This is a genomic window from Vibrio ostreae (genome assembly GCF_019226825.1).
Taxonomy (GTDB): Bacteria; Pseudomonadota; Gammaproteobacteria; order Enterobacterales; family Vibrionaceae; genus Vibrio; species Vibrio ostreae.
The window spans coordinates 1,222,182-1,239,411 of sequence record NZ_CP076642.1; the positions used below are offsets into that span (position 1 = coordinate 1,222,182).

Consider the following 17,230-nt stretch of genomic DNA (forward strand, 5'->3'; position numbering starts at 1 on the left):
AAGTTTGCACTTTATCAACGGTCAGAGATAGGAATAGCAGCATGGCAACGTTAAGTTACAAGTTCCAGGTGGATGGTCTGGAAACAGATACCCTGGTGGTGCATGCCTTCGACGGGCAGGAAACGCTGTCCTGTGAGCTCATGGATGGTCGTCCGTGCTACGGGTTTCGTTATGAACTTGCGCTGGCCAGCCGCCAGCCGGGCATCAGCGCTGAAATGGTGGTGGATAAAAGCGCAGAACTGACTCTATATCGAGACGAGATGCTGGTGCAGCGCGTGCATGGCGTTGTGCGGGCTTTCAGTCGTGGCGACACCGGCCATCATCATACATTCTATTCCCTCACTCTGGTTCCGGCGCTGGAGCGTTTATCACTGCGTCACAACAGCCGCATTTTTCAGCTCAAAACCGTTCCTGAAATCCTGTCTGTGCTGCTGCAGGAAATGGACATCGATGATTACGCCTTTGCGCTGACCCGCGATTATCCGCAGCGCGAACTGTGTGTGCAGTATCGAGAAACCGACCTCGAATTCTTACACCGTCTGGCAGCGGAAGAGGGGCTGGTGTACAGCTTCATTCATCAGGAAGGCCAGCATACGCTGCTCTTCAGTGATGCGTCTGACAGCTTGCCTAAACTGGGCGAGCCGGTACCTTATAACAGCCTGGCCGGTGGCGTGATGGATACGCCATATATCTCCGCATTGCAGGTTCGTACGCGTGCTGAAGTCAGCCAGACCGCGATGCAGGATTACAGCTTTAAAAAGCCGGCTTATTCTTTTGCGCAAAGTGCGCTGGGTAGCGAAATGGATTACCAGCACACGACTTACGAGCATTATGACGCGCCGGGCCGCTTCAAAGATGACGTCAATGGTAAAGCGCTTAGCCGGATTCGGCTTGAGTTCCTGCGCCGCGAGGCGCGCACTGCCAGTGGTCAGAGTAACCAGCCTTTGCTGCGCGCCGGAATGAAATTTGATCTGCAAGAGCACTTACATGAGAGCCTCAACCGTGACTGGCTGGTGGTAAGTGTTCACCACCAGGGCACTCAGCCCCAGGCGCTGGAGGAAGAGGGCGGCAGCGGTGCCACCACTTACGCGAACCAGTTCAAGCTGATCCCGGCCCATATCAGCTGGCGGGCAACACCGGAGGCAAAACCTCAGGTCGATGGCCCGATGATTGCGACTGTGGTCGGCCCACAGGGCGAGGAGATCTTTTGTGATGAGCATGGCCGGGTCAAACTGCATTTCCCCTGGGATCGCTATTCCAACGCTGATGAACTCAGCTCGTGCTGGGTCCGGGTATCGCAAGGCTGGGCCGGCAGTCAATACGGGATGCTGGCGCTGCCACGCATTGGCCACGAGGTGATTGTTTCATTCCTGAATGGCGATCCGGATCAGCCGATCGTGACCGGCCGTACTTACCATGCGACCAATACTACGCCGTATCCACTGCCAGAAAACAAAACCAAAACCGTGATCCGCAGTGAAACCCATCAGGGAGAAGGATTTAATGAACTGAGTTTTGAAGATCAAGCCGGCAGAGAACAGGTTTACCTGCATGCTCAGAAAGACTTCGATGGCTTAGTCGAGAATGACCACCGCAGTGAAATCCGCCACGACCGCCATGTCACGGTCGAAAATGATCGCTTCAGCCAAGTCGTGGCCAATCAGCACCAAACTATCGGTGGTGAGAGCCGCAGTAAAATCGGCGCGGACAGCAGCCTGAAAGTCGATGGCTCAGCCCAGCACAAAGTCGGCAATCTCATCGCGGTTCAGGCAGGACGGGAAATTTCCCTCAAAGCCGGCGCTAAATTAGTGGTCGAAGCCGGTGCCGAAGTCACCCTCAAAGCCGGCGGCAGTTTCGTCAAAGTTGACGGCGGTGGCGTACATTTGTCGGGCCCGGCTATTAATCTAAACGCCGGCGGCAGCGCAGGCAGTGCCTCCGGCTACAGCGGCCAATCAGCCTTGTTACCCGGCGGCGTTGAGGCTGTAGACGCACCGGAAGAGTTGACATTCATAAAACCAATAGCATCATTGATTTCAGAAGAAGCGTTAGTTCAGATTGCAATTAGTGATATACCAATAGCCAGAATGTGTCAGCGTCAACTAGATGGCAATTGTCCCAGAACTGATTGTCCGTGTGAAATTAAAGAGGATGTATGAGTCAGTTAACCGAGTTTTTTGAATCTGACGAATATACCCATTGGGTAGTCGTCGACAAAATAAGAGTACCTGATATTGATATTTTGGCATATCGGTACGAGAACAATCCTGAAATGATAAAACTGTTCTATGGAAGTGATTTTCACCATCTTGTTGAAGTTAGTCCGGTAGTTTTTTGTTTCACCGGTTCAAAAGAACTGACTAATTTAATTAAATACGATTTTGCTTTGAAGACAAGCACAGTAGTATTTTCATTTAAGAAAAATACGAAACAAGAAGATAGGTTAAATCATCTCCGAAGTTTGCTAACAGTAATAATTAATGGTGATATGAGGTTTTTTAGATATTATTCCTCGGTTTTCTTGAATAGCGTTCACAAAGGATTAAACGATCAAGACAAGAAAAATATATTAGGTCCCTTTTCGTCCTTAACTTGGGTTGGTGAGGATGATGAATGGAAGAGTTTGGTTGGAGATGAAAACAAGAAATACGTAAATAACGGAAATACACCACTTTCTTTGACATCATCTGTTTTATTGGGATATCTATAATTATGACTACAGTAAAAACTTATGAAATTCGTCCGGGAGATTGTTTAGATCTGATCTCGGAAAAGTTTGATATTTCAAAAAGTGTACTCCAAGAATTAAATAGTGATCAAATTAAAGATATTGATCTGATTTATGCTGGTAACACACTTAAGTTATCAGGTAATGAAGGGTCTCCAATCGAAGTAGACTTAGGTACACGTACTACACTTCCTCTAGTTCCTGAAAAACCAGCATGTGGGAATGAACTCTGTTCCAGTCAAGTCCCTGATTTTGTCGATATACTATACGTACCTGCTCATCCGGAAACGGGAGAGAAAACTTGGTATGCACTAACGAAAACAGCTCAAGAAGCGGTTATGTCTGAAATTGATTTGTTTAAAAGCGCAGTCACAACGGACAGACAAACGACGTTTAACAACCTTAATACACTAGGGATATTATCTAAATTTGAACATAAACCACATGAAATGTTCCTGTCAGACACGGATATCGAACGCTTAAGAACTGTGAGTTGGATGTTGGTAACTATTCAATCAGGCGCTGCTAAGAACTATTTTAATGGAGGAGAAAATGGATTTATCATTTCTATTGCAGAACAAGAAGATGGCATAGATTATTATAGTATTCTTAGTGACAGCCTTACTTGGGAGAAGCTAAAAGATTTTGTATTTAAAGTTTCAATACGTACTGCCCCTATTTCCTATTACATTGGTAAATCATTAGGTTTTATTGATGAGGTAGATGAGGAAAACAAAGAATATATTCTAAGGGAGAAAGCTTTAAGTGCTGCAAAATTAAAAGTTGTAGACTATCTTGAAGACGAAATTGCTTTGCTAGAGAAAAAAGCAGTAAAAGCAGCAGGAAAGGTAGTTACTGATGACGGTACAAACTTCGTCTACAGTGAAAAGGAAAGTTACTTTACTAGTGAAAAACAAGATGACATCGCTAAATGTATAAAAAAAGTTAATTCTTATCGTCGTTGGTCTGATGAAGAGTTATCTGAACAAAATCATGAAGAATTGAACTCTAAACTGGATAGATTTTGGAATCAAGATGTCAAAAATTCTGCACAATTTATTAATGCATTGGAAGAATTTAAACGCGGTAGTGACATACCATCAAACGCCATGAGCGCGTATAGTTTCACTTTCTATCTTTTGAAATTAAATGATTATGGCTTTGTTGTCAAAGAGCAGTGTCTGCCTAAAGAGTTGTTAATTGGCACGGATAAAGTGCATCTGGGACCGGAAAGCCTTTATAACAGTAGTAAATACAAAAATTGGCGAGATGACGCTAGTCTGACTATTGAACCGGATGATTATAACAAAGTAGTTTCGGGATTACTGACAGAACTACTAACATTTGACGACACAGTAAGAGATGATAAGCATATTAGAGCTATTCTTTCTTCTAATAAATGTTCCGCCAGTCAATGGGCGTATTATCCGACATTGGCGCTGATTCGCTTTATTGATGCGACACTTTCTGAATGGCTGAGCTCTATTCGTAGCATTATGGGTGGACGTTCTATTCCTGATATGTTTTCTGACCTAATCTGGGTAAAGAAAGTTGCACTCGAGAGACTAGAACAACTTAAGAGAAGGGCTGAAGCGTCAGCTTTACAAGGTAAAGTCATTAATTTTTATCTTAATAAAGATAAGCTATCTGCCATGACTCTTTTATGGGATGAAAAGAACTATAAGGTTTTGGAAAAAAAACTAGGGATATTTTCTAACAAGGCTGGTGATGCAGACCTTCAAGCTGTTGAATGTAGTTTGTTATCAAATGAGGGAGAAGTTGGTTGGGTTAGAGGACCAAGTTGGTTTTTACCAACGGCGAAAAAAAACCTTAGTAAAGGTCACTGTAAGGATATAACGGAAAAAGTCGTAATGGTTGATCCGTTAGTCAACGCAGATGCTGCAGGTAAGACATTATCTGAAGCTTTAGATGAAATTAAGAAGCAATTAGCAGGTACTTTTACGAAAGCAAATTTTGTCACAGGACCGTTGAATCTAAATAAGACAATAGAAAAGTATGACTCAAGTGCTTTCTGGCAATCCCACTACCACTGGCAAGGCGGAAGAGCAGACAACGGTTCGTCAGCCTATATAGCGAATGCTCAGGCGCAATTTTTACGCTTATCATCAAGTGCCAGTGGTTCTTTGAATCTGCCGTTAAGCGAATTAGATGCATTGCGTCCTAACTTAGACTTGACTACAGGAGCGTCGATTCAAGCCAATTTTACCTTATTAAGTGGTCAAATAGGATTTTCGTCTTGGTTTCCGACTAATGATAAGGATCAAAACGTGCGCCCAGATAAGGGGCATGGGCTTTCGATTTCTTACGTAGCCCTGGATTATGAGTCTATGACGGATAAAAAACGAGAATACGATGCGGGAGAGTGTTTTGTAAAACTTAGCGCCAAAGTCTATGGTTTGGCGGCAGCAAGTTGTCAACTCTCTGGGAATTTATCCTTCGGTCCTTCAGAAACCAACGGTGGGTTGGGTGTTAAAGGAAAATCTATCAAGGTTCTGGACGCAAACCAAGCTAGCGAAAACTCACCTAAAGCAAGAGTATTAAAGGATGGTGATGCTCTTATTCCACAAGCGGCGGCACAAACTGGGGTTAAGGTAGACGTATTTGCTGGTGTCGAAGCCGGAGGAAGCATTGATGCCGAAGTTCATTGGAAGCCGCCTGCGGTGATGATAAACAATAATAAGGTGGAGCAATCACTAGGAAAATTGGGCAGTATCAGTGCTCAGATGGCGGCTAATTATGGTATCGGATACTCTGGAGAATTTCGGTTTACCTTTCAAAATGGCCAAATCGTTCTTATCACATCAGCAAAAGCTGTGTGTGGACCAGGCTTCTCTGGAAAATTTTCTGTAACATTAAGTCCAGTTATGATGGATAGATTTTTGGCATGCCTTTTAGGAGTGTTAAAAGAGAGTGGATTCCGTTATGTAGAGGTGTTTGGAGATTATGACAAAAATGGAAGAAATGAGTACTTTGAACAACTTAATGAAAGGTTGACTATAGCTATGGCTCTCGGCTTAACATTTGGAGATGTTATGTTGCTTCCATCAGTTGTCTATGATGAGTATAAAAACGATGTGCTCCAAGAAGATTACGCGCCCATGATAGCACGACATATCACGATGGCTGAGGTTAGCTCTAGTAAGAAAGATTGGATTAGAAATTTACCTCCAGAAACATTAGCTAAATTGTTAAATTGTTTGACTAATAAAAAGGAAGAATCTTTTTTTGAGAGTGATCTTCAGAAAATATCTAGACAGGAAAATGAAGAAAGGAAAGTTAGTGCTGTTATACAAATATTGAAATGGATTTCTCCTACTGGAAATGATGAGAATAAATTCAGGACTCGTCAGTTTGAAGAAACTCTTATTCGCATAGGGGGAAATCTAGAAGATGTTAGAACTCCAGCTTCACAGTGGCAGCGTTTTGCTGATAGTTGGCGGCGTCTTGAAGAATATATCATTTCTGTTAGCGATAATAACAGAGGGCTTAGAATTTCCTTCAATGATAATGTTTGGCAATTAGCAATCAATATGCATGGATATAGATATAAAGATGTTAAGGGGAACTTTCATTATCGAGCCTATCGAGTTGAACTTGATGACGAAACTCAGAAGATGAAGTTAGATAGAGAAAAAATAAAAGCAGTTTTTGGTAGTGATCCTCGGTGGGAGTTTTTTAGTATATGGAAAATATGATGATTAAAAAAAATATACTGTATAAGTTTGCAATTTTTATCCTTTTTGCTTTCATCATATCTATTGGATCCTATTGGTTATATTTAAAACTTCCGACTGGGTTAGACATTGCTTTATCGTCTCCACTAACTGACGAAACGTTAAGTACGACTTCTTACAAAAGCATAAATATAAATAATGATCCTTATGCTTCTAGTACCTACAGACCTGATGATCCTTTGTATAAGCCTGTCTTGGCAATCCAGCAAAAGCGCTGGAGTGAAGCCATTGATATGTTAAAACCAATGGCAGAGCAGGGTAACTCTACTGCCATGTTTTGGCTTGGAGATATTACCTATTCAGCGAACGCTTTTTCAGACGGGGGTAAATGGTTTGTAAGGGCTGCTGAATTAGGTAATCCTTATGCTGCATTAAGACTTTCTCCCTCATTGAGTTTTGGTCATGATTGCGATAGGTGGTTGAAGGCCTATTGTGATAGTAAGTGGGATGATATCGGATTAAAAGGTTTGTTAAAACTAGCACATGACGGTGACACCAAAGCTGCGTATGCTTATCTCTATGTTACTAGATTTAAAAATACAAGTTCAGAGTTTTATTCTGATTTGGTTGATTTGGTAAAAACCGGAATGGATAAAAATTATTATCCCCCATTGCGATATTTAGTGAACCTTTATTTGTCTAGGGAGTCATTAAGTCCTTTTGACAATGACCCATTACCTTTGAGTGATAATGAAAAGAAAGTTATTTTTAACTCATTGATGGTTGCGGCAAAAAATAATGACGTATTGTCTATGAAATTAATTAATGATGATTTTAAAGGTTTTTTTGACAGTGATTTTGATGATTTGATAGATCAGAGCCAACTTCTATTGGATGGTAATAATTTTCTTATTGCTTTTGATTATTTTATTAGAGGTAGGAGTAATACAAAGTCAAATAGAGATTTTTTGATAAGAGGATACTCTGTTGCGAATCTTTTTGATTATTATATCAAGGACTTTAACCAACGCGGCGAATATAAAGGTATCTTTGAGTATATGCTAATGGATAGTAATATAAAACCTATGAGTGAAGAAGAGAAGTCTCAAGGGATGATAATGACTAGAAATTTGATTGGTCATTCTACACCAGTTATCTTTATTGATGAAGTAACTGGGATTTCGCCATTATTTCACTGAAGATGATAAGAAGTTAGAGATTTTTTTAAATTGCCGTCGATACACATTGGTATCTGACGGCATTTTTATAGTACAAAGCATGTTATATCAGTGTCTCAATCGTTGTTACTTAATGTAACTGGACAACCTAAAAAGTCTTTGCAGATTGATAAACACTAATAAAATTTAAACAGTCAGGTGATTAACGTTAATTATTTTAGAAAATACCACTGATTGAAGTGGTTAGATCTTCTACTAGCACTGGTTTAGCTTCTTCAAACTCTAAGTTCACTTGGTTTGCATTCGACAGAACACGGGTTTGAAAACGTTTTTTGTTATCCACGCTGGATATAGAGGTATTTAGTGCGCCAGAATTACCATTTGATAGTTGTGCGACTTCAGTAGAAGTGACTTTGTTATCTGTCTTTTCCACGACACGTACATCAGTAATCAGGGCATAATAAACGTCTTCTACTAAAGCATTTCCAACCAGTCCAATAGCGCCACCGATGAGACCTGCCGCACCAATAGTGTTTGAATGACTCGTAGCGGATGCTGCAGCTAGAGCTCCAATTGCTGCACCAGAGAGTGCGCCACCGTATCCGCTGTTAAGGAAGCCCTGGGCTGAAGCGGGATCCATTTTCTCTGCCTTTAACACATTTGCCTGTAGCCAGTAGTGAGCAGCAGCTGGATCTTGTACAACGGAGTAACCCTTTTGTGTCAGCTTTTCTTTTAATTCCTGTTGAATATCAATCTGCTTATCGGTTGTGTTTCGTACTTGTAAGAAAATAGTTCGTTGGCTAGCTGAAACCGGATCCAGCCAGATCGTTTCTGACATTGTGGTTTTTACTTCGAGATTACGCTTGCTTACGGCGGTGTTTATTGCAGAACAGCCAGAAACAGAGAGAATAGCAGCGAGTAGAAAGCCAAATTTAGCGTTAGTGTTCATTTATATACCTTCAATAATGGTTAAGTAAAAATTGTGTCAATTTCTTAGGGAGCTTATTATATTTAAATTACTGAGTGAATATAAAAACCACGCGTTCGTTCACTAATTTAAAGTTAATTGATGACAATATTGTTTTTAACTATGGTTTGTGGGGGAAATTTGTCTTGACATTGTTTTGATACTTTAATTTTTTAGTGATTTGGTTGATGAATATATAATTTAGCATGTATTGTTATTATTTTTTTCTATCGTTTGTATTTATTTATTTTTGTGGGTTATGATTGATCTCGGATTTTTTGGAGTAGATATTAAAAGTGTCAACCTCAACTTTGATTAGTGGAGATGTTAGTGTTTAGTTGCATAAGTTTTCTTAAAGTTTTGTTGTTCATTCTAATTATGATTTTTTCATCTATGTTGGGTTATTATTTGTATCTTAAATGGCCAACAGGTGTTGATGTCGAGCTATCTCGTCCCGTCGATCAAACAATACAAAGCCTCATTGTGCTTGCTGACAAAGAGAAAAAGATAAATCCAGACCCTTATGCTTCGAGTCGTTATAGACCTAATGATACGTTATATGATCCTGTGTTGGCTATTCAGCAGGGCAATTGGGCGAAAGCTGAGCAGTTGTTAAAACCGATGGTAGACAAGGGTAACGCTACTGCAATGTTTTGGTTGGCGGAAATCACCTATCGCAGTAGCGCTTTTTCTGGTAGTGGTGGCGCTGCGCTTTTTGAAAAGTCCGCAAAGCTTGGTAACCCTTATGCTGCGCTTCGATTGTCGCCAAAGTATAATCAATATCAATGCGAAATGAGAATGTCATCTTATTGTGATGATTCATGGAGTAAAATCGGGATAGATTTATTAGCAAAGAGAGCGAGTTCCGGCGATCTATCCGCTCAGTATGCACTTTTATATTACGCTCGTTTTGACAACGCAGATGAAAAATACTTTTATGAGTTTATTAATACAGTGAAAGAGGGGATGAATGAGAACTACTTTCGCCCGTTAAGACACCTAATATCCATGTATTTAAAACGAGAGCACTCAAGCCTGTTTGATAGTAGCGTCAACCCATTATCCGAAAAGGATAAAAAAGAGTTACTCAAATTGTTATTTTACGCTGCCGATAATAATGATATTGATTCGTTGAATGTTATTAATAAACGATTTAAAAATGTATTAAGTTCGGAACGTTACCTTAATCAATCTGTAGGAAGAAATTTATCAGTATTGGATAATAAACACTTCGTTCTGACCTTCGACTACTTCGTTGCCAAGGGTAAAGAACATAGAGAGTTTGTCGTACAGGGATACGCAGTGGCTAAGTTGTTCGCTACCTATGAGGGTAATGAATATGGAATTCTCACGACAGTGTACCAGGATCAGCTTGAAAAGTCGGGTATTACTGCTTTAACTGATGATGAGAAAAAGAACGCGGATCTGCTATATCAAACGTATTTAAACAAACAGAAACCAGTGATTTATATTGATGAAATATCCGGTGCTTGGGGAGATGTTATTTATTAACGAATGTTGTATTTGATTCAAACGCCGCCAGATCCCCATGGTATCCGGCGGCGTTTTGTGTTCTTTAGTTTACTTTCTTATTAGAAAATGCAGTGCTTGGCGTAGGACGTGGCTTGGTTTGCTGTCCAGTCGCCTTTAGGTTTGGCGTCCATTGCTTCACACCATTGCGGAGTGCCGACTTCTTGCTCGAACAGGCAGTGCTTGGCAAAATCGACCGCGTTTTGCGCGCTCCACTCATTGGTCGGTTTATCACGCATCTCTTCACACCAGCCGCTGCTGCCGACCTCGTTTTCACAGCCGGCCAGGGCCAATGCTCCCAACATTACCACGGCGAATTTTTTCATTATAAATCTTCCTTTACGCTATCTAAGCTTGCTGCGCGTCACTATACCGAAACCGGCCCCAGTTGTGTTAAATCTCCGCCAAATATCAGTGTTTAAGCGCAATTCGATGCATTTTGGCCGGTGTTAATCCCATATACAGATGGGACGGTTGGCTATGAAGTCACGGTTTCTGCAGCAAATTATGACATATGTGCACCAAACCGGATGTTGATGATAGAACTCTCAGTGATCATTCTCACTGTTTATTCATGCTGTCGGCTAAATTGGACGATCTAACTCACAGTCTGTTTTGCTGCCGGGTGCAATTCAAAAACCGAAAGAATAGGATGCCATCGAAACGTTTCGATGACTGTTTCCTGAGCGAGCTGCCAACGCAGAAACAGCCCAACGTAAGCGCATAAAAAGGTAAAACGATGAAAAAAAAGTACCCTACTCAATTCCGATCTGTCCTACCTGGTTTCAACACTGGGTCATACCGATGAAATCACCATTTGTGATGCGGGCTTACCGATCGCAGAAGAATCACAACGTATTGATCTTGCTTTGACTCATGGCGTTCCGAGTTTCCTGCAAACCGTGCAGGTCATCCTGTCTGAATCACAGATTGAAGGCGTGGTGATGGCGCAAGAGTTTGCTGAAGTGAGCCCGGAGCTGCACGCGGCGCTTCTCGATGAACTTAAAAACGAGGAAGCGCGTTTTGGTAAGAGCATTGCCATTAGCTATGTTTCTCACGAAGAGTTTAAAGCGCGCACCCACTACAGCCGTGCCGTAGTCAGAACCGGTGAATGCACACCGTACGCCAACGTTATTTTCCAGGCTGGTGTTGTTTTTTAATCCGCCAAACTCGATTGAGGACTCATTATGACTCAACCAATTCTGGCTCTCAGCAAGATTGAAAAAGCCTTTCCTGGTGTCAAAGCGTTGGATAAAGCGAGCCTGAACGTTTATCCGGGGCGCGTGATGGCGCTGATGGGAGAAAACGGTGCAGGTAAATCAACGCTGATGAAAGTGCTGACTGGCATCTATTCCAAAGATGCCGGCACGATAGAATATCAGGGACAAACGGCCAGCTTCAAAGGACCGCGCGATTCACAGCACGCCGGTATCAGCATCATTCACCAGGAGCTTAACCTGATTCCTGAGCTGACTATTGCTGAAAACATCTATCTCGGCCGGGAAAAGACCAGTGCGATGGGGCGGATTCTGTGGGCGAAAATGTACGCTGATGCCGACAAATTGCTGGCTCGCCTCAACGTCAAACACAGCTCGAAAACCTTGCTGGGCGATTTAAGCCTGGGTGAACAGCAGATGGTGGAGATCGCCAAAGCGCTGTCGTTTGAGTCCAAGGTGATCATCATGGATGAGCCGACCGATGCGCTGACCGATACCGAAACCGAATCGTTGTTCAGCGTGATCCGCGAGCTGCGGGAGCAGGGCTGTGGCATCGTGTATATCTCACACCGTCTGAAAGAAATTTTTGAGATCTGCGACGACATCACCGTACTACGCGATGGTAAATTCATCGGAGAATGCCAGGTTGAGGATACTAACGAAGACGGACTGATCGAAATGATGGTCGGTCGTAAGCTGGATGAGCAGTACCCGCGTATCGATGTCCATCCAAGTAACGATATCTGTCTGGAAGTGATTGGCCTGACCGGTTCGGGCGTGCATGACGTCAGTTTCAACCTGAAACGCGGTGAGATCCTCGGCGTGTCTGGTCTGATGGGTGCAGGCCGTACTGAACTGATGAAAGTGATTTACGGTGCGCTGCCGTCTGAACGTGGCGTGATTAATCTTAACGGCAGAACGGTGAATCCGGTCAGCCCGCAGGATGGTCTGGCAAACGGAATCGCGTATATCTCTGAAGACCGCAAGGGTGATGGCCTGGTACTCGGGCTGTCAGTGAAAGAGAACATGTCGTTGTGCGCACTGGATAAGCTCAGTAAAGGCGTACAAATCCAGCATAGCGAAGAAGTGATTGCGGTGCAGGATTTCATTCAGCTGTTCAATATCAAAACACCGTCACGGGATCAGATTATCGGCAACTTGTCTGGTGGTAACCAGCAAAAAGTCGCGATTGCCAAAGGGCTGATGACCCGGCCAAAAGTGCTGATCCTGGATGAGCCGACCCGCGGTGTGGATGTCGGCGCAAAAAAAGAAATCTACCAACTGATTAATAAATTCAAAGCAGAAGGCATGAGCATCATTTTGGTGTCATCTGAAATGCCGGAAGTGCTGGGCATGAGCGATAGGATTCTGGTGATGCACGAGGGTCGCATCAGCGGGGAATTCGATGCCGCCCAGGCCAACCAAGAAAATTTACTGGCGTGTGCCGTTGGCAAAACGTTAAACGAGGACGCAGCATGAGTAGCAAAACCATGACCGATTCATCCCCAAACAGCGGTAAGAAACTGCTGAGTAAAGAGTGGCTGATTGAGCAGAAATCACTGATTGCACTACTGTTTCTGGTAGTGGTGGTCTCCTTTTTAAATCCCAACTTCTTTACCGTTGATAACCTGCTTAACATTCTGCGTCAGACGTCGGTCAATGCGATTATCGCGGTCGGTATGACGCTGGTTATCCTGACGGCCGGGATTGACCTGAGTGTCGGCTCGGTGCTGGCGTTGTGCGGCGCATTCGCTGCCAGCCTGATTGCAATGGAAGTCCCGGTCTTTGTCGCGGTGCCGACTGCCTTGTTGGCGGGGGCAGTACTGGGTGGCATCAGCGGCATTATTATCGCCAAAGGCAAAGTGCAGGCGTTTATTGCCACTCTGGTGACCATGACTCTGCTACGTGGTGTGACCATGGTGTACACCGACGGGCGTCCTATTTCTACGGGTTTTACTGATACCGCGGATGCGTTTGCCTGGTTTGGTACCGGTTATGCGCTGGGTATTCCGGTACCGGTATGGCTGATGGTGGTTGTGTTTGCTGCGGTGTGGTATCTGCTGAATCACACTCGTTTTGGTCGCTACGTGTATGCACTGGGCGGTAATGAGTCAGCAACCCGCTTGTCAGGTATCAACGTTGACCGGGTAAAAATGGGTGTGTATGCGATTTGTGGCGCTCTGGCGGCACTGGCTGGCATTATCGTTACTTCTCGTCTGTCATCAGCGCAGCCAACGGCGGGTATGGGTTACGAGTTGGACGCGATTGCAGCGGTTGTACTCGGTGGTACCAGCCTAATGGGCGGTAAAGGCCGTATCATGGGGACTCTGGTCGGCGCGCTGATCATCGGTTTCCTCAACAATGCCCTTAACCTGCTCGATGTTTCGTCTTACTACCAGATGATCGCTAAAGCGGTGGTTATTCTGCTGGCGGTACTGGTCGACAACAAGAACAAGTAACTCCAAGCGTTCCAAAGCAAGCGGTTATCAATCGAAGTTAGAGGGATAACCGTTTGAAAATAAATAGTTAAGCTTGATGTATAAGTAAAACTCTAAAATAACTGTGAAACTTTAACATGCATGTGACACACCGGGTTCAGCCTGGCTGACCCGGCCCCCTACAATAAGGACGATGAAAATGAAAAAACTCGCAACCTTGATCTCTGCTGCTCTTCTTTCTTCAACCGTTTCTGTTTCAGCTCAGGCTCAGGACACTGTCGCTATCGTGCTCTCGACGCTGAACAACCCGTTTTTTGTATCGATGAAAGATGGCGCTGAAGCCAAAGCACAGGAGCTGGGTTACAACCTGATTGTGCTTGATTCACAAAATGACCCGAGCAAAGAGCTGTCGAACGTGGAAGACCTGACTGTTCGTGGTGTGAAAGCGATCCTGATTAACCCAACGGATTCTGATGCGGTTTCCAATGCGATTCGCATTGCCAACAATTCCAACATTCCGGTTCTGACGCTGGATCGTGGCGCAAGCCGTGGGAAAGTGGTCAGCCACATTGCTTCTGACAACGTGGTTGGCGGCGAAATGGCCGGTCACTACATCATGGAAAAAGTGGGTGAGAAGGCAAAAGTGATTCAGCTGGAAGGTATTGCCGGTACGTCTGCAGCGCGTGAGCGTGGCGAAGGTTTCATGAACGCAGTGAACGGCAGCGAAATGCAGCTGATGGCGAGCCAGCCTGCTGACTTCGATCGTACGAAAGGCCTGAACGTAATGGAAAACCTGCTGGCAGCTAACCCGGATGTCCAGGCTGTATTCGCCCAGAACGATGAGATGGCGCTGGGCGCACTACGCGCAGTTCAGGCATCAGGTAAAGACGTTGTCATCGTCGGCTTTGACGGTACTGACGATGGCATCGCCGCGGTGAAACGTGGCAAACTGGCCGCAACTGTGGCTCAGCAACCGGATCTGATTGGTGCGCTTGGCGTAGAAACGGCTGACCAGGTACTGAAAGGTGAACAAGTGGATGAATACATTCCGGTCCCGCTGAAAATCATCGCTGAATAATTCGCGTTGATTGAACGTCACTGCTCTCCCTGTAGGGGAGAGCAGTACAGACAGCTTTAATGCTTTTAAAGCGGCCAAATACTCAGATATACCGGCGTATATGACCGCTTGGTGATCGGTCGGTTGTGCAGCACACTGAAGCATTAAATCTCTCTGTTTCTCAATCATCTATCTATTTTTTTACTTCCTATAAGACTGAGGATAACCTTTATGAACAAGTTGGTGGTATTAGGTAGTGTCAATGCTGACCATGTTCTTCAAGTGCCTTCATTTCCTCGCCCCGGCGAGACGCTGCACGGTCGCAACTATCAAGTTATCCCAGGTGGCAAAGGGGCCAATCAGGCCGTAGCGGCTGCCCGTTTGAATGCCGACATCGGTTTTATTGCCTGCGTGGGCGACGATCCGTTCGGGATCAATATTCGTGAAAGCTTTAAGCTCGACGGTATGGACATCAGCGCCATCAAGATGCAGCCAAACTGTCCGACCGGCATTGCGATGATTCAGGTCTCCGACAGTGGCGAAAACACCATTTGTCTGTCGGCGGAAGCCAATGCCAAGTTGACCGCACAGGTCATTGAAGGTGATTTAGAGCGTATCCGCGCCGCCGATTATCTGCTCATGCAGCTGGAAACCCCGATGGATGGAATCGTTGCGGCGGCTCAGGCTGCCAAGCAGGCGCGCACTAATGTGATTCTCAACCCGGCACCTGCACAGCCGCTGCCGGATGAACTGCTAAGCTGTGTGGATGTCATTACGCCGAACGAAACCGAAGCCGAAGTGCTGACCGGAATCACCGTCAATGATGATGAGTCAGCGCAGCAGGCCGCCAATGCTCTGCACGCCAAAGGGATTGAAATCGTGATGATTACCCTGGGCGCTAAAGGTGTCTGGCTGAGCCAGAACGGCCGCGGCGAGATTATTCCCGGCTTTCGTGTTCAGGCAACCGATACCACAGCTGCCGGTGATACCTTTAACGGCGCCTTGGTGACTGGCCTCCTGGAAGATATGCCGCTAGAATCGGCGATTCGTTTTGCCCATGCTGCCGCGGCGATTTCGGTGACCCGCTTTGGCGCTCAGACCTCGATTCCGCGCCGCGCCGAAGTTGAAGCATTTCTGTCTCAGCAAGTGTAAACGAGCCGACAATCGGCAGGTTCTGATCTGGGCAGGAAAGCCCGAATAAGCGCACAGGAGAAAATGACATGGCAACGATGAAAGATATTGCACGACTGGCCGGTGTTTCCACATCGACCGTTAGCCATGTCATCAATAAAACCCGCTTTGTCAGCGATGAGATTGCCGAGCGGGTTAACCGGGCAGCGCAGGAGCTGAACTATGCGCCGTCTGCGCTTGCCCGCAGCCTGAAAATGAACCGTACCAAAACCATAGGTATGCTGGTGACCACCTCGACCAACCCGTTTTTTGGCGAGGTGGTGAAAGGGGTGGAACGCAGTTGCTACCATCAGGGTTATAACCTGATTTTGTGTAATACCGAAGGTGACCCGGAACGGATGCATGCCTCGATTAACACGCTGCTGCAAAAGCGGGTCGATGGCATCATCCTGATGTGTCCGACCCTGATCGGGCAGCGTATCGACATGTTTGAACGGTACCCGGATATTCCGGTCGTGGTGATGGACTGGGGGCCGATGCTGTTTGCTGCGGACAAAATTCAGGATAACTCATTTCAGGGCGGCTACATGGCGACCCGGCATTTGATTGAGTGCGGCCATAAAGAGATCGGCTGTATTACCGGGCCGCTGATTGGCCAGCAGGCGCAGCAACGTTATGAAGGTTATAAGCGCGCAGTCCTTGAGGCCGGACTGACGATCAATCCGGATTGGATTGTTGAGTCTGACTTTGAGTGTGAAGGTGGTTATGCCGCATTCAATACCATGCAGCAACGGGGAGCCTTACCCACGGCTATCTTTGTATCCAACGACATGATGGCGATGGGCGCTATTAACGCCGCCAGCGAACTGGGTGTGCGAATTCCACAGGATGTATCGCTAATCGGCTACGATGATATTCATATCGCGAAATTTATGACCCCACCCCTGACCACCATTCACCAGCCCAAATATCGCCTGGGCAAAGCGGCAGTCGAAACTCTGCTGCATAAACTGGCGCACCAGGAGCGTGATCCGCAAGTAGTGCAGTTGGAGCCGGAACTGGTGGTACGCACTAGTGTAGAGAAAGTGCAGCATAGCTAACGAGCTAACGAGCTAACGAGCTAACGAGCTAACGACGTCACCTCATGCTCCACGGTCGAGTCTGTTTTCTTTAACATTATATTGCGTATGAGATTAATTATCATTAATATTCACTCTTTGAATAATTAATCTGCTCAAAAGGATTGCTGGCTTGCCGTTGACCTGTTTTCGAAGCCTGACTTATCGGTCAGC

13 protein-coding genes are annotated in these 17,230 nt (G+C 45.1%); 11 read left to right on the forward strand and 2 right to left on the reverse strand.

The annotated features are described in order from the left end of the window. The first annotated feature begins 41 nt into the window (after positions 1–41). From KNV97_RS05295 to KNV97_RS05310, 4 genes are read left to right on the forward strand one after another with little or no spacing between them, the layout of a single operon-like run. Positions 42–2,156 carry a type VI secretion system Vgr family protein gene (locus KNV97_RS05295; protein WP_218561712.1) on the forward strand — a complete coding sequence of 705 codons (2,115 nt, stop codon included), beginning with the start codon at positions 42–44 and terminating at the stop codon, positions 2,154–2,156. After that, a complete protein-coding gene (locus KNV97_RS05300) occupies positions 2,153–2,707 on the forward strand; it encodes a DUF4123 domain-containing protein (protein WP_136487107.1) in 555 nt (184 codons plus the stop codon). Before KNV97_RS05295 ends, KNV97_RS05300 begins: the two co-directional genes overlap by 4 nt. 2 nt (positions 2,708–2,709) lie before the next feature. Next, a complete protein-coding gene (locus KNV97_RS05305; RefSeq protein WP_218561713.1) occupies positions 2,710–6,441 on the forward strand; it encodes a LysM peptidoglycan-binding domain-containing protein in 3,732 nt (1,243 codons plus the stop codon). After that, positions 6,429–7,619 (forward strand): SEL1-like repeat protein, encoded by a 1,191-nt coding sequence (locus tag KNV97_RS05310; protein ID WP_136487109.1) that lies wholly within the window; start codon positions 6,429–6,431, stop codon positions 7,617–7,619. The genes KNV97_RS05305 and KNV97_RS05310 overlap by 13 nt, the downstream gene beginning before the upstream one ends. Before the next feature lie 196 nt (positions 7,620–7,815). Here the strand turns inward: KNV97_RS05310 and KNV97_RS05315 are convergent, their stop codons facing one another. Then, positions 7,816–8,547, reverse strand: coding sequence for a complement resistance protein TraT (locus KNV97_RS05315; RefSeq protein ID WP_136487110.1), 732 nt, complete (start codon positions 8,545–8,547; stop codon positions 7,816–7,818). Positions 8,548–8,958: 411 nt separating this feature from the next. Between KNV97_RS05315 and KNV97_RS05320 the strand changes: the two genes are divergently transcribed. Beyond that, complete coding sequence (locus tag KNV97_RS05320; protein WP_136487111.1) at positions 8,959–10,077, forward strand: SEL1-like repeat protein; 1,119 nt, start codon at positions 8,959–8,961, stop codon at positions 10,075–10,077. Positions 10,078–10,157: 80 nt separating this feature from the next. Here KNV97_RS05320 and KNV97_RS05325 read toward each other — a convergent pair whose 3' ends face one another. Then, the gene (locus tag KNV97_RS05325) at positions 10,158–10,421 is read right to left on the reverse strand and encodes a DUF3012 domain-containing protein (RefSeq protein ID WP_168797047.1); all 264 of its coding nucleotides are present in this window, start codon (positions 10,419–10,421) and stop codon (positions 10,158–10,160) included. 444 nt (positions 10,422–10,865) lie between these two features. Between KNV97_RS05325 and rbsD the strand changes: the two genes are divergently transcribed. The 6 genes from rbsD to KNV97_RS05355 all read left to right on the forward strand — a co-directional run bounded on the left by rbsD (position 10,866) and on the right by KNV97_RS05355 (position 17,038). After that, a complete protein-coding gene (rbsD, locus tag KNV97_RS05330; RefSeq protein WP_218562135.1) occupies positions 10,866–11,255 on the forward strand; it encodes a D-ribose pyranase in 390 nt (129 codons plus the stop codon). 27 nt (positions 11,256–11,282) lie between these two features. Further along, a complete protein-coding gene (gene rbsA / locus KNV97_RS05335; protein WP_136487114.1) occupies positions 11,283–12,791 on the forward strand; it encodes a ribose ABC transporter ATP-binding protein RbsA in 1,509 nt (502 codons plus the stop codon). After that, positions 12,788–13,771: a ribose ABC transporter permease gene (gene rbsC, locus KNV97_RS05340; protein WP_136487115.1), complete on the forward strand. Its 984-nt coding sequence runs from the start codon at positions 12,788–12,790 to the stop codon at positions 13,769–13,771. The genes rbsA and rbsC overlap by 4 nt, the downstream gene beginning before the upstream one ends. A 178-nt stretch (positions 13,772–13,949) precedes the next feature. Continuing rightward, a complete protein-coding gene (gene rbsB, locus KNV97_RS05345; protein ID WP_218561714.1) occupies positions 13,950–14,828 on the forward strand; it encodes a ribose ABC transporter substrate-binding protein RbsB in 879 nt (292 codons plus the stop codon). A gap of 210 nt (positions 14,829–15,038) precedes the next feature. Continuing rightward, complete coding sequence (rbsK, locus tag KNV97_RS05350) at positions 15,039–15,959, forward strand: ribokinase (RefSeq protein ID WP_136487117.1); 921 nt, start codon at positions 15,039–15,041, stop codon at positions 15,957–15,959. A 68-nt stretch (positions 15,960–16,027) separates the two neighbouring features. Continuing rightward, a complete protein-coding gene (locus tag KNV97_RS05355; RefSeq protein WP_136487118.1) occupies positions 16,028–17,038 on the forward strand; it encodes a substrate-binding domain-containing protein in 1,011 nt (336 codons plus the stop codon). The last annotated feature ends 192 nt before the right edge of the window (positions 17,039–17,230 follow it).